We start from the raw sequence: 13,230 nt of genomic DNA, 5'->3' as shown, positions 1-13,230 counted from the left end.
ACGCTCCGTTACGAATGCTTCGATTTGTCATAAGCCCCAAGCCCGGGCTTATAGCTCTTGTCATCGATAAACTGCCGGATGCCTTCCTTGCGCCCGTCATTATCGAACGAATTGGCTGCTTCCTGCGCACGGATCAGGAAATCTTCCGCATTGTCGTAGGTCATTTCCATCACGCGGCGCACGGCATCCTTGGTTGCCTTCAGGGCCACCGGATTTTTCTCAAGCAGCACATTCGCCACTTCCGTAACCCGGCCCTTGAGCTTATCAAGCGGCACGGACTCGTTCACCAGGCCCCATTCCGCAGCCTTTTTGCCATCGATGTTTTCGCCCATCATGGCATGATACATGGCATTGCGCATATTCAGGAGGTTGGTCGCAACCTTGGTGGCCCCGCCACCCGGCAGGATACCCCAGTTGATTTCGCTCAGGCCGAACTGGGCCTCATCGGCGGCAAAGGCCAGGTCACAGGCGTGCAGTGGGCCATAGCCGCCACCAAAGCACCAGCCGTTCACCATCGCGATCGTTGGCTTCTGATACCAACGCAGGCGGCGCCACCAGCCGTATGCCTCGCTCTGGGATTTCCGTACCGCACCAAGGCCCTGTGCCTCGGTCTCGCGGAAATATTCCTTGAGGTCCATCCCCGCGGACCAGGCCGACCCTTCGCCGGTCAGCACCAGCACGCCAACCTCGTCGCTGAACTCAAGCTCATCGAGCACCCGCATCATCTGGCGATTGAGCTTCGGGCTCATGCAGTTGCGTTTCTCCGGGCGGTTAAACTTGACCCAGGCAATACCATTTTCAATGGTGTATGCGACTGTGTCTTCTTCCTTGCGCTCTGCTTCAGTCATTGTTCTTACTTTCCTTATTACTCGAATAAATTCAGGTCCAGACTTGGCCTAGATCGGATAGTGCCCGGGCTCAGAAGCCACAGTAATCCAGCGAAGTTCGGTAAAGCTGTCGATCCCGGCCTTGCCGCCAAACTTGCCGTAACCGGATGCCCCAACGCCACCGAACGGCATTTGCGCCTCATCCTGAACGGTTGGGCTGTTCACATGGCAGATACCAGATTTGATCTGGCGGGCCACCTTAAGGCCGCGCGCTGCATCGCGTGTGAAGACTGCGGCAGACAGGCCGTATTCGCTATCATTTGCGATGCGGATGGCGTCGGCCTCGTCTTTCGCGCGGATCATGGCCACCACCGGGCCGAAACTTTCGTCACGGTACAGCTTCATGTCAGATGCCACGCCGTCAACCAGGGTCGCTGGCATCAGAACGGAATCCGCCTTGCCGCCAGCCAAAAGCTTGGCGCCATGGCCCACAGCGTCATCAATAAGGGCATTCACCTTTGAAACGGTTTTCTGGTCCACAACGGCACCAAGCGGGGTATTGCCCTCGCGCGGGTCGCCGGTGGCCATGGATTTCACTTTCGCCGCCAGTTTTTCAGCGAAGGCATCGGCCACCGCGTCCACAACAATGATGCGTTCCGTGGACATGCAAATCTGCCCCTGGTTCATGAAGGCACCAAAGGCTGCGGCCTTTACTGCCTCATCAAGGTCAGCGTCCTCCAGCACCAGGAACGGCGCTTTGCCGCCCAGTTCCAAGAGGCAGGGCTTAAGGTGCTCGGCCGCGCGCTTGGCAATGATGCGCCCCACCTCGGTTGAGCCGGTGAAATTGATGCGTTTGACAGATGGATGGTCGATCAGGGCACCAACGACATCGCCCGCATCTTCCGGCGCGTTGGTCACAACATTGACCGTACCTTCAGGGAAGCCTGCCGCCTCAAGCGCTTCAATGATCAGCCCGTGTGTCCGGGGGCAGATTTCAGACGCTTTCAGAATAACCGAATTACCGCAGGCCAGCGCCGTGGCAACCGCCCGCACGCCCAGAATGATCGGCGCATTCCAGGGCGCAATGCCAAGGATCACACCAACCGGCTCGCGGACCGCCATGGCCAGGAAGCCCGGCTTGTCAGACGGGATAACCTCTCCGCCGATCTGGGTGGTAATCGAAGCCGCCTCACGCATCATGGATGTCGCAAGCATCAAGTTGAACATCGCCCAGCCCGCGGTCGCGCCAATCTCATTCATCATGGCTTCGACAAATTCATCCTGCTTGGACGAAAGCGCGGCTGCGGCGTCCAGAAGCACAGTACGGCGCGCATTGGGGCCCATTTTGGACCACTCAGCGAAACCTTTTTCCGCCGCTTCAACAACGGCGGGGATATCTGCTGGCTTCATGGCGGCAGCACTGCTGGCCACCTCACCTGTCAGCGGGTTGATACGGTCAAAATTCATTGGATTCTCCCTTGGCGCGCCCACCATCTTCGGAATTCAAACGCTTCACTCTAAACATTATCCACATTTTTTAAAATTGGGAGGCCCCGCAAGGCCTCCCACCTTCGGGAAAGGGACCCTAGAAATTCATTCCCACGGTGACACCGAAGGTCCTTGGCGCTGCCAGGAAGCCAGCGTTCGTCCGGGAAGAGTTCAGGATGAACGTACCCTGGTAGATGGTCTCGTTCGTCAGGTTTTTACCCCAGACATTGACCGACCACCGATCGTCAGGCGACGTGAACCGAAGGCTTGCGTCCATTGTGGTCACGCCTTCCTGGCTCAGGGCTTCATGGTTGAACTGGGAGAAATATACCCGGCCCTTGTGCGTCATGGACGCTGTGGCCTCTGCGAACCAATCGGAACCAGGCAGGTGCGTGTTCACTGCGAGACCGATGGTGCCTGCCCACTTAGGCGACTGGACCATGCGGTTGCCACCAAGCTGTTGCGACAGGTCAATACCCGCATCAATCAGCCCAAGCTGCTGGTAAACAGTGTCAAACGGGTCTGTAGTAACATAGTCATCGAATGTCGCATCGAGGAAGGTCGTGGAACCAAACACACGCACATTCTCTGTCGCCATGAAGTTGAACTCTGCCTCAAGACCTTTGATCTCCGCAGACGCTGCGTTTTCATAGACAAGCGTGAAGCCGCTGGTGCCGGCCGGAACACTGCGGCCTTGCTGCAAGTTGGTGAAGTCATAGTAGAACGCAGCGGCATTGAACTGCAGGCGACGATCAAGGAACAGGCCCTTCAGACCGACTTCATAAGCATCGACAATTTCCGGATCCAGCACTGGCGAGCGCTGGCCGGTCAGGAAGATGCCGCTTTTGAAGCCTTTGGAATAGCCAGCATACATCAGCACGTCGTCATTTGCCTTCCACTCAAGGCGAACGCTTGGCGTGAATTTGCTGAAGCTCTTCTCATCCGCGAATGTCAGAACCGGTGCACCCGGCGCCGTCCAGCGGTCTGTGTCACCCTGTTTCTTTTCGTGGCTATAGCGGCCACCGATGTTCAGGCTGAGCTTGTCTGAGATGTCATAGGCCACGTTGGCAAACAGCGCATAGGCATCTGTGTCACTGGTGCCGCGGAAATGGAAACAGAGAACGGAAGGATCTGCACCGATAATCTGGTCAGACACATTGTCGTCGAACCCGCAACCCGCGAGGCCTGGCACTGCATCCGCGACAAACTGTGGCACAATCGGAATATCCAAACGGTTATCCGAACTGATCTTCTCACTGTAGTAATAGGCACCAACCAGGCCGTGCAGGCGGTCTGTGTCGAAGTTCAGGCGCAATTCTTCACTGAACTGCTTGGTGTCGAAGCTTTCAGACCAGATGTAGAAATCATTTGCCGTCATGTCGAAGTCAGCCTGTGGCGTCTTCTCGAACGTCTGATAGTTGGTCAGCGACGTCAGCGTGAATGTGTCATTCAGGTCCACGTTCAGTTCAGCGGTGAAGCTGTCCTGGTTGCGCTTGTTCTGCAGGTTCACGTTGGAATTGATATCCCGTGGGTCTGTTGCCCGGATGCCGTCAGTTGGCTGTGGCTCAAGCGCAGGCAGCGGGGCTGGATCATAGGATGCCGCGCGGAATTTTGGGATATAGTTCCGGTCGTCTTCTTCATGGTGCTCTGCCGCGAGCCTGAGGGACGCGCCTTCGGAGATATTCCACAGGAGCTGACCACGGAAGGAGATCTGATCCGCATCGTCAATGTCGCTGCCGTCAGCGATGTTTTCGCCGTAACCGCCACGGTTAACGTAACGAACAGCAACACGGCCCATCAGGTTGTCGCTCAGCGACCCGCCAACTGCACCTTCAAACTTGATCAGGTCATAGTTACCGTACGTCAGGCGGGCATAGCCTTCTGTTTCTTCCGTTGGCTGGTTGGTAATCACGTTCACGGAACCACCAGTGGCGTTCCGGCCATAAAGCGTACCCTGCGGGCCGCGCAGTACCTCGATCCGAGCAATATCGAACAGCGCGCCAAACTGCGCCGAAGACTGGCCGATCACAGCACCGTCAATATGCATGGCCACAGATGGGTCACCGCCCGCGAACGGGTTATCGGTACCAACACCGCGAACCATTACTTGCGCAAAACCGAAGCTTTCGCCGATTTGCAGGCTGGGCGCCATATTCTGCAGGTCTTCAATATTGTTGAAGTTGGTGCGGTCCAGCTCGTCACTACCGATCGCCGTGATCGCAGCCGCGATATCCTGGCTGCTTTGCAAACGCTTCTGCGCGGTCACCATGATCTCTTCGATCGCAAATCCGCCAGCATCCGCTGCTTCACCAGCGTCCTGTGCGTAAGCAGCCGGCACACCAAAGCCTGCAGCAAGGATGGTTGTTGTCAATGCGGCCCGCCTGAAACGATTGGCCGCCCCCGTTAATTCAAAAGACTTAGTCATGATATTCCCTCCTCTGTCATCGGGCTTCCCCGAGACTTTCCCTTGATTAGTTCATGGAGCCAGTGCGCCTTCCCCGCGCATGGTTGAGAGATTATTCAATTATTGGAATGGATAGAATTGCACGTAGTGCCAGAAAACTTTGCAAAAAAAGCACATGCGATCACTCTTGCATTTCCTCAGTATTCGGTGCGCCGGCGGTCCGGCGATAGTCCCTGGGCGATACGCCAGTCCAGGCCTTGAAGGCGCGCGTGAACACCGCCGGGTCAGAAAACCCGACCGCTTCGGCCACGGCCGCCAGCGGCATGGTGCGTTTCGTCAGCAAATAGACAGCATGGTCGCACCGCACCAAATTCTTGAGCTTCTGGTATGATGTGCCCTCGTCACTGAGCTTTCGGATCAGCGTGCGCCTGGTCATGTGCAGGGTGTCAGCCACTTCATCAATAACGGGGAAGCTGTCCGGCAGCTTCTTCTTCAGCATGCGCTTCAGCTCAGAGGTGAGGCTGAAGTCGGTCTTGGGCTGGATGAAGAAGTCGTTTGGGCACCGTTTTATGAATCGCTTCAAGGCAGCCTTGTTTCGCAAAATTTCATGATCAAGGAACTTCCTGTGGAACGAAAAGCCCTGAAAATCTGCGCCGAAGTGATGTTCGCCCGGGAACAGATAAGCATATTCGGAAACATATTTGGGCGGCGCATAATCGAAATAAACAACGTTCAACACCACATTTTCAGAAATCAGCCATGATGCAAACCGGTGCCAGCCCATGAGGTTGATTTCGGCAAACAGGTGAGACTTATCGAGTTCGGGCGACACCATATGAAACTTGAGGATGGCCTGATCGCCCTCCTCCTTCAGTTCCATGCTGAAAGCGTCTGTTACCATGGCATAAAAGCGTATTCCCATCAGGAGCGCCTGCCTGAGGTTACGCTCGCCAATGGCAACAGTACCCATCATATGGAAAGAGCCCCGGGGAATGGTGCTTGCCGACAAGCCCATGGCTTCATCTTCAACGCCGTCCCATATCCCCTGAACGATCACCGCCAGCTTTTCGGTGTCCACCCGAACGCCCGGCGCGTTAATGGCCTCCGGGCTGATTCCGGCGCGCGACAGCAGCCCCTGAGCGTCCAGCCCCTTGCGGTCAGCCAGCCGGTAAAGTTCGCTCAGGAAAATATTGGCTGCAGTCATTGCCGCCTACCGTTTCTCCCCGTCAGGCCTTGCCGGTGTCGGCTGCCTGCTCTGCGGGTTTCAGCAGGTATATTACACCCGCAGCCAACAGTGCGCCAATCCCCATCACGATGGATACGGTCATAAGGCCATGGCCCGCGCTGAACAGAAGGCCCGCGATGACGGGCCCAAGCGCCGCACCGCCGCGCCCGATGCCAATCACGATGCCAGTACCACTGGCCCGAACTTCAGCCGGGAAGCTGCTGGCTATCAGGGCATAGAAGCCAACCACGCCCGCGTTGGTGAAGAAGCCGGTCATGGCCGCGACTGCAGACAGGGTTGGAATGCTTTCCTGCCCAAGCCCGAAGACACAGATCATCACAAACGACAGCACAAGCACGCCGATAAGCGACTTGCGCAGCCTTTCGCCGCTAGCAATCAGACCAAGAACAAGCGCCCCGGTTGCGCCGCCCACATTGGCCCAAACAAGAACTGAACCGGCGAGAGACGCCTCATACCCCATATCCACGACGATCTTGGGAATCCATTTCAGGATATAATAGAAGGTCATGATGTGGGTGAAATAGCCGATGATCAGCAAAAGCGTGAGGCGGCGGAACTTGTCCGTGAACAGCACCTTGTAGCTGTTGCTTTTCCCCTCTGGCAGAAGGGCGGGCAAGGCGGAAACGGCCTCGTGCCCCATTTTCTTCAGCGTCTTGTTGATCTTCTCAAGGGCCCCGGCCGGTTGTTTATGGCTGAGGTAGCCAATGGATTCCGGCAGAAGGAACCAGACAATCAGCAGGAAGGCGCCCGTTACAATGGCGCCAAATACAAAAATTGCACGCCAGTCAAACTGTTCCAGCAGCATTGTGGCGACGGACCCACCGGCAATTGCCCCCAGGGGATACCCCGCAGCCATCAGGATCACGGCAAGGTTCCGCCTCTTGGCATTGGAAAATTCGGCAACCATGGCGTTCGTGGAGGCCAGCATGCCGCCGATGCCCAGCCCTGTGGCAAAGCGGATCACCAGCAGCTCATTCACAGATGACGCCAGAGACGCCAGATACATACCGATGGTCATGAGCACGAGACACAAGAGGATCGTCGGGCGCCTGCCGAACCTGTCAGCCAAACCGCCCAGTGTGATCGAGCCGATCGCCATGCCGAACAGCTCCATCGCCAACACGACGCCGAGCTCAGCCCGGCTGATCGACCATTCGGCGGCAATCCCCGGCGACGCGAAGCTGATTGCAAGCACATCAAAGCCATCCAGCGCATTCAACAGAATGCAGATGGTCACCGCCATGATCTGAAAGCCATTCATTGGCGCCCGATCCAATATCTGGGCCGGATCCATAATTTTACCCGTGGTACTCATTCATTCCCTCCCTGCTGCATGGTGTGCCGCTGGTCCTGACCCGCTGAAAACTGCTTCCCACTTGTTCCCAAAGGTTTTCGTCCTGCCATGCAGGCGCGCTGACCAGGCAGCATATGCTTGCAACCAACATTGCTATATAATATAGCATTTGCCGAACCATATACCTATCCGCGGAAGAGAGTCCATTGGTATTTGACCCACTTCGAAAGTATCCCGGCTACGCCCTCAGGCGGGCATCAACCATGTCCATGTCTGACCTGTCTTCACGGCTTGCAGACCTGGATTTACGGATCAGCGACGCTACGGTCCTTCTGGTTATTGTGTCCAACCCCGGCGTCAGGCAAAGCGCTATCTGCAAAGCACTGGATATCGCCCGGGCAAATATCGCACCGCTGATTGCGCGCCTCGAAGAACGCACTCTCATCGTTCGTAAGCCCCTGGACGGGCGGTCTCACGGGCTTGAACTGACACCTGAGGGCGAGAAGCTCACCGCACAGGTCATGACAATTGTTGAAGAACACGAACGCAGCATTCTGGACAAAATACCGGAAAACCTGCGCGAGCCCTTCATGCTGGCGCTTGGGCACTTATGGTCGCCGGCAGACTAGACAGCCTGCCGGCTTCCGGGGGTTCACCCGCACGTTAGCAGGTTGCCATATCCTTGACGAAATTGATTGTGCCCGAAAAGGCAGCGAAGGTGAAAAAATGGATGCCCCAGATGTTCAGGCTGGGCTCTGCCGCCTGAGCTTCTGAAAGTGCTGTCAAAATTTTCTCCGGCGTTTCACCAGACGCGAGGTTCTTTGCAAGCTGCTGACGTTCCTTCAGCGCCCGCATCGATGCGCCAACGCCGCAGATCACCGCGTATTTAAGGAGCGTTGTCCGCTTCGCGGGGCCCGCAACACCAACGCGGATGCGTTCCTTGATGCCCATGGCCCGCAAGCGCCGGATGTGGCGCACAACAGGCTCCGGGTCAAAACAGACCTGGCTGATCAACACACACTCAAGGCCATGATCCCTAGCCGCCTGCACCTTATCCAGAAGCGCTTGATCCAGCACTTCATCGGCCACACGCGGATGTCCCTCAGGGTAGGTCCCAAGCGCGATCTTGGTGATGCCGTATTTTTCCAGAAGGCCGGAGTTGATGATCTGCAGGCTGCAGTCAAGGCTGCCAGCAGGCTTGTCGCGGTCACCGCCCAGAACAAGAGCGCGGTCCACGCCTGCCTCAGATGACAGGCGCTTTAGCAGATTTTCGAGCGCTTCAAGGCTTTCAATGTTGCGGGCCACGATATGCGGCACCGGCACCAGCCCGGCATCGGTCAGATGCTTGGCGGCCGATACCAGCCGGTCTGCGGTATCCGTGGGCAGGGACGCGATATAAACCCGCGACCCTGGATCCATCAGATCAGCTGCAGCATCGAGCGACTTGCGGTCTGGCGCTGTCACTTCGGCTGAATAATCCTTCAGCACCTGCGCAAGCGCCGTTTTGCTGCCATCTGCCTTGAACGTCATGACCCTAGCCCCTTGAGCATGCAGATCATGCATCACCGGTCCGCCAACCGGCCGCGTAAGTTTCGCGCGCGACCTTGGAATATGGCACAGGGCTGACAACCGCACGGATTTCAAGCTGCTTGTGCTTTTCAACCGTCGGCTTATTGGTGCCGCCATCTGGCTCGCCCCACAGGACCTTGACTTCCTGGCCGATCTCGACGCGCGGATCAACGGTCGCGAGCGACAGTACAGTACGCTCGTTTGCGCTATAGCCTGTGAACATGGACAGGCCAACATCATGTCCGCCATGGGTCACGGCGTCATAGTTGGAGGACGCATAGTTCGCGAGCGGCAGGTCGAAGAACTTATAGTTTTCTTCGCCCGTGAAGTAGGACGCGAACAGTTTCGCAACATCTTCACCGTTCCAGGCCAGGGTCACCTTGCGGCGCTGGCTGTCGCCATCCATTTTCTCAAGCGCTTCACGACCGATAAAGTCGTGGTCGAACTTGATGAACGGACCATAGCCCAGTTCAAACGGCGTCATGTAATAGTCTTCGATATTGTCGGACACGAAGCTGCCGCCGATGGAGCCCATGGCCTCATAGCTGTTGGCCGGGAGCCACTCGCGGTAGGCTTTCATCTTGTCGCCTGTGTAGATCGCAGGCAGCGGTGACGGGATCCAGCCTGATTCGAGCGTGTTGGTCGCATAAGTACGGGAGCCAACCAGCGTCAGGCCAAATTCACGGCCCGCTTCCATGATGGTGTCACGGATTTCCAGATATTCGTCATAAGGGCCCCAAATCTCCAGACCGGGAGCGCCTGCCATGCCGTGGCGAAGTGCGCTAACCTTGCGTCCGCCGATATTCATGGTGCCCATATGGAAGAACTTCAGCTCAGGCATTGGGCCGCCGTTCAGCTTTTCAATCACCTGCCAGGCGTTCGGGCCCTGAATCTGGAAGCGGTAGTTCTTGCGAACAACCGGGCGACCCATCGGCATGGATGGGGAGCGGTCATCATAAATGATCTCTACGTCATAACCGCCGGTTTCAGCATGGAACTGAATCCAGTTTGCCGAAGGCGCGCGGCCAACAAACACCAGATGGTTTTCTTCCAGGTGGAACAGGATGCCGTCGCCAATCACATGGCCGTCATAGCTGCAAGGCACGAACTGCTTCGCGCGGCCAACCGGAAAGTTATTGAAGGTGTTGATCGCAAGGTCGGATACAAGCTTCACCGCGTCCGGGCCGTTGATGAACAGGTCCACCATATGGTGGGACTGGTCAAAAAGCACTGCCTTGTCGCGCCAGGCGCGCTGTTCATCGCGCCAGTTCGAAAATTCGGTAGGAACTACCGGATAAACATAGGCACCAATCTGCGAATTGCGCAGCATATCAACTGTATTTCCAGCGCCCGCAAGCACCTGTTCCAAATTACTTTTACTCATCCGACTTTCCTCCTCATCTCTGGAATTGCATGCAAACTGGAAGACATTCGCGTTCGATCACGCGGCCAGCCCACACGCAAGCTACGCTACTGTCCTATATTGCATGCAATTATATGTCAATAACTATTTAAATCGGCATATTTTCTATTTTTTTGTTGATTTTGCATGCAATTTTGCCTTTCTCTGTGTCAGCGCTTATGATTATGCAAGCAAAAGGAGCCTCTCAATGAACCCGTTTTTTGTCCTGACACTCTCCTGCAAGAACCGCCCAGGGATCGTGGCGGATGTGTCCACGCTCCTTTTCCAGGCCGGCGCCAACATTCTGGAAGCCCAGCAATTTGACGATGAGGAAACAGGCCAGTTCTTCATGCGCGTTCAGTTCAACCTGCCTGAAGGCAAGAGCGACGATGTCGGGTCCATCCGGCAGGATATGGAAGGCGTGGCCGACAAGTTCGGCATGGACTGGCGCCTGAGCGACAGCCGGGAGCGGAAGAAAACCCTGATGCTGGTCTCCAAGTTCGACCACTGTTTGGGCGATCTGCTGTACCGCGTGCGCATTGGCGAACTGGATACGGATGTTGTGGGTGTCATTTCAAACCACCCGCAGGAGGCCCTGAACCTGACAACCATCGGCGACATACCCTATCACCATCTGCCGATCACAAAGGAAACCAAGCCGCAGCAGGAAGCACAGATCAAGGCGATCATCGAGGAAACAGGCGCGGAGCTGATTGTGCTGGCGCGCTATATGCAAATCCTGTCCGATGACTTCTCGCGCTATCTGGAAGGCCGCTGCATCAACATCCACCATAGCTTCCTGCCGGGCTTCAAGGGCGCCAAGCCTTATCACCAGGCGCATTCGCGCGGCGTGAAGATGATTGGTGCCACCGCCCACTTCGTGACCGCAGATCTGGATGAAGGCCCCATTATCGCGCAGGATGTCGAAGCCGTCAGCCACCGGGACAAACCAGATGACCTGGTGCGCAAAGGACGTGACGTGGAAAGGCGAACACTTGCCCGCGCGGTGCATTATTTCCTGACAGACAGGGTGCTGGTCAACGGTTCAAAAACTGTGGTGTTCGAGGACTAGCACCTCAAAATCAGCAACAGGTAGCGCCGCTAATCCTTGCCGCGGCGCACAAGCTGCGCGCCCGGGATTTTCGCGAACAGGTCTTCCTGCTTCATCGCGGACCTGAGGTTGGCGGCAGCAAGACGGGCGTGTTCCTGCCCCATGGCAAAGGCCCTTCCGCCGTCCCGCTGTTCTATCGCCTCAATAAGCGCTGCGTGCTGGTATTGGGCGTTCAAGAGGATGTCGAACTTGCGCTCGCGCTCCACCTGCACCTTCACAAAAGCGTTCGGCGAGGCAAACGGCAGCGCCGTAATCTGGGACAGGCTGCGTTCCAGCATCGGGCACTTGGCCAGCTTCAGCATCTCATCATGGAACTGTTCGTTCAGCTCCACATACTGTTCAAAAATTTCGTCTTCATCGCCCCCGTGGCGGACCACCTCTTCGATCCGGGCGTAAATCCTGCGCAGGGGGTCTGCCTCAGACTTGCTCCCCAGCCGTTCTGCAGCCATGCGGGCCGCAGTGCCTTCGAGCGTGCCCCTGATCTCAATCGCGTCGAAAATATCGTCGACGGAAAAGTCGCTGACCACAAACCCACCGCGCGACAGCGGCTTCAACAGGCCTTCATAGGCAAGTTGCCCCAGTGCAAGGCGCACGGGCGTGCGGGAAATCCCCAGAACATCCACCATCGCCAGCTCGGAAATACGCTCGCCGGGCTTGAAATGGCCAGAGATCACAAGCTCGCGCAAGCGCATGATGGCCTTTACCTGTTGGCGTGATCTGGACTGTTCCATGGTTTCTCTCTCCGGACTACTGAGGGACACCCTAATAGCATCTTCGCGCCATAGCAATCCTGCGCGCGCCCCTTTACCACCATGCTGCGGTATTGTACTTATAGATCAATGATTGCAACCTTGGGCCAATTCCAATGACCATGAATGTCAGCCAAATCCCCTGGTACAGCCTTTACGGCGAAACGCCGGACGCCGAAAGCGCGGACGACATTCATGTGGAATTCATTGAAGATAGAAGCCGGGAAGACGGCTGGCTGATCAAGCCGCATCGGCACACGCAGCTTTTCCAAATCATCTGTATTTTCAAGGGGAAAACTGTCGTTCATCTGGAAACTGACCAGCACACGACGGAAGGGATCACCATCATCACCATGCCAGTGGGCACGGTGCATGGGTTCGAATTCGGCCCCGGCAGCGAAGGGGTTGTGATTTCGATCAGGGAAAGCGCCCTGAGTGGCGGCGAATATGAAAAATCCTTGCACTTTTTGCGCCCGATCATAGAGACACCGATCATCACATCGCTTGATCAGGACAACACGAGTGTGGCGGACCTGAAGCTTTATATTCAGCAAATTCGCCAGGAATTCAAAGGTGCGGCTGGGGGGCGGTCCCAAAGCCTCAGGCTTCTCTTTAGCCTGCTTCTCCTGACCTTGCGGCGACACCTTGACACCCAGCATCTTGAAGCCGCCGGCTCCCATTCGGACACCCGTATCCTTGCCCGCTTCAAGCAGCTTGTTGATGAACACTATCAGGAACACTGGACGGTCACTGATTACGCCGAAAAGCTGAATACATCCAAGTCCACGCTGAACCGAATGTGCCGGGGCGGCATGCATTCAAGCGCAAAGGCGCTCATACAGGCCCGACTGATCAACGAAGCCAAGCGCCTCTTGATCTATACCCGCCAGCCCGCCGACCAGGTTGCCTACACCCTTGGCTTCAAAGACCCCGCCTATTTCTCCCGCGCTTTCAAGAAAGCCACGGGCATGGCACCCGGCCAGTACCGCGAATCCCATGACCGGGAAACATTCCAGAATCAATAAACTGGCCCCTTAGTACAAACATCACTGCCTTATTTGGCAAAAAACCAATCACTTTGGCCCAAAAGTACAAGATTGCGGGTCGATAGTGAATTTCATACCAGCCCCCCGCTCCCTT

The 13,230-nt window shown here is 56.5% G+C and carries 11 protein-coding genes; 3 read left to right on the top strand and 8 right to left on the bottom strand.

Annotated elements, in window-relative coordinates; translation table 11 throughout:
- Window positions 1-8 precede the first annotated feature (8 nt).
- The 5 genes from KORM41_RS17360 to KORM41_RS17340 all read right to left on the bottom strand — a co-directional run bounded on the left by KORM41_RS17360 (window position 9) and on the right by KORM41_RS17340 (window position 7,280).
- A complete protein-coding gene (locus KORM41_RS17360; protein WP_068151240.1) occupies window positions 9-848 on the bottom strand; it encodes a p-hydroxycinnamoyl CoA hydratase/lyase in 840 nt (279 codons plus the stop codon).
- Window positions 849-896: 48 nt separating this feature from the next.
- The gene (locus tag KORM41_RS17355) at window positions 897-2,294 is read right to left on the bottom strand and encodes an aldehyde dehydrogenase (protein WP_068151237.1); all 1,398 of its coding nucleotides are present in this window, start codon (window positions 2,292-2,294) and stop codon (window positions 897-899) included.
- Window positions 2,295-2,412: 118 nt separating this feature from the next.
- Complete coding sequence (locus KORM41_RS17350) at window positions 2,413-4,740, bottom strand: TonB-dependent receptor (RefSeq protein WP_068151233.1); 2,328 nt, start codon at window positions 4,738-4,740, stop codon at window positions 2,413-2,415.
- A gap of 160 nt (window positions 4,741-4,900) precedes the next feature.
- Window positions 4,901-5,923, bottom strand: a complete 1,023-nt coding sequence (locus KORM41_RS17345) for an AraC family transcriptional regulator (protein ID WP_068151230.1) — start codon at window positions 5,921-5,923, stop codon at window positions 4,901-4,903.
- Window positions 5,924-5,945: 22 nt separating this feature from the next.
- On the bottom strand, window positions 5,946-7,280 hold the full coding sequence (locus KORM41_RS17340; protein WP_068151227.1) for an MFS transporter: 1,335 nt from the start codon (window positions 7,278-7,280) through the stop codon (window positions 5,946-5,948).
- 185 nt (window positions 7,281-7,465) lie between these two features.
- Between KORM41_RS17340 and KORM41_RS17335 the strand changes: the two genes are divergently transcribed.
- The gene (locus KORM41_RS17335; protein WP_197421245.1) at window positions 7,466-7,888 is read left to right on the top strand and encodes a MarR family winged helix-turn-helix transcriptional regulator; all 423 of its coding nucleotides are present in this window, start codon (window positions 7,466-7,468) and stop codon (window positions 7,886-7,888) included.
- A 34-nt stretch (window positions 7,889-7,922) separates the two neighbouring features.
- Here KORM41_RS17335 and KORM41_RS17330 read toward each other — a convergent pair whose 3' ends face one another.
- Window positions 7,923-8,789, bottom strand: a complete 867-nt coding sequence (locus KORM41_RS17330) for a methylenetetrahydrofolate reductase (RefSeq protein ID WP_068151222.1) — start codon at window positions 8,787-8,789, stop codon at window positions 7,923-7,925.
- A 25-nt stretch (window positions 8,790-8,814) separates the two neighbouring features.
- Window positions 8,815-10,212, bottom strand: a complete 1,398-nt coding sequence (ligM, locus tag KORM41_RS17325; RefSeq protein ID WP_068151219.1) for a vanillate/3-O-methylgallate O-demethylase — start codon at window positions 10,210-10,212, stop codon at window positions 8,815-8,817.
- Between the two features lie 226 nt (window positions 10,213-10,438).
- Between ligM and purU the strand changes: the two genes are divergently transcribed.
- Window positions 10,439-11,302 carry a formyltetrahydrofolate deformylase gene (gene purU, locus KORM41_RS17320; RefSeq protein ID WP_068151217.1) on the top strand — a complete coding sequence of 288 codons (864 nt, stop codon included), beginning with the start codon at window positions 10,439-10,441 and terminating at the stop codon, window positions 11,300-11,302.
- Between the two features lie 29 nt (window positions 11,303-11,331).
- On the opposite strand, the gene KORM41_RS17315 is transcribed toward purU, so the two are convergent.
- Window positions 11,332-12,072 carry a GntR family transcriptional regulator gene (locus KORM41_RS17315; protein ID WP_068151214.1) on the bottom strand — a complete coding sequence of 247 codons (741 nt, stop codon included), beginning with the start codon at window positions 12,070-12,072 and terminating at the stop codon, window positions 11,332-11,334.
- A gap of 140 nt (window positions 12,073-12,212) precedes the next feature.
- On the opposite strand from KORM41_RS17315, the gene KORM41_RS17310 reads away from it, so the two are divergent.
- Window positions 12,213-13,115 (top strand): helix-turn-helix domain-containing protein, encoded by a 903-nt coding sequence (locus KORM41_RS17310; protein ID WP_231727316.1) that lies wholly within the window; start codon window positions 12,213-12,215, stop codon window positions 13,113-13,115.
- Window positions 13,116-13,230: the final 115 nt, after the last annotated feature.

Source organism: Kordiimonas lipolytica, assembly GCF_001550065.1.
Note: the sequence above shows the minus strand (reverse complement) of the source record. Positions and strands in the feature narration are given on the sequence as shown.